We start from the raw sequence: 570 nt of genomic DNA, 5'->3' as shown, positions 1-570 counted from the left end.
CATGAGCACGAGCACGGCGACGACCGTTGCGGCAAAGGACCAGATCACGGCGAGGGCGGTGCCGTCACGCGCCTCGGTAGAACGCAGCACGATCCCCCCGGCCACCTGTGCCGGGCCGAGACAGGCGGCGGCGGCCACCGCCATGGCCGGCCCGGCGCCGAGATCGTGGAACAGGACCAGCGCATAGGTCAGCAGGATGGCGTGATTGAGGTTGATCGCGGCGAAAGCGCCGGTGATGGCCCAGAAGGCCGGGCGGCGCCGCGATGCCTGCGGCGCGTTCCTGCCGGCGCAGCAGCACCACGCCGCCCAGGTTCACCGGCACCGCGACCAGCGCCACGATCGCGGCCAGCGCCACCAGCGCGCCCTGCCCGCCGAATTGCCCGCCCAGGAAGGCGCCCAGGGGAAAGGCCAGCGTCCCGGCAAAGCCGGCCACCAGCGTGACATGGGTGATCGCCGCCCGCGCGCCGGGGCCGAGGCGGCGCGTCAGGAAGGCAAAGCAGGTCTCGTAGAACGACCCCGCCTGCGCCACCCCGATCACCGCCCACAGCGCCCACCAGCCCCACAGCGTGC

Annotated in this window: 1 pseudogene; it reads right to left on the bottom strand. The window is 73.3% G+C overall.

The features are described 5' to 3' along the window. Window positions 1–64 precede the first annotated feature (64 nt). Window positions 65–570 (bottom strand): annotated as a pseudogene (locus ACK4TH_RS13075) (hypothetical protein); the annotation flags it as partial.

Origin of the sequence: Tepidimonas sp., from assembly GCF_046292505.1 — a bacterium.
Taxonomy (GTDB): Bacteria; Pseudomonadota; Gammaproteobacteria; order Burkholderiales; family Burkholderiaceae_C; genus Tepidimonas.
Note: the sequence above shows the minus strand (reverse complement) of the source record. Positions and strands in the feature narration are given on the sequence as shown.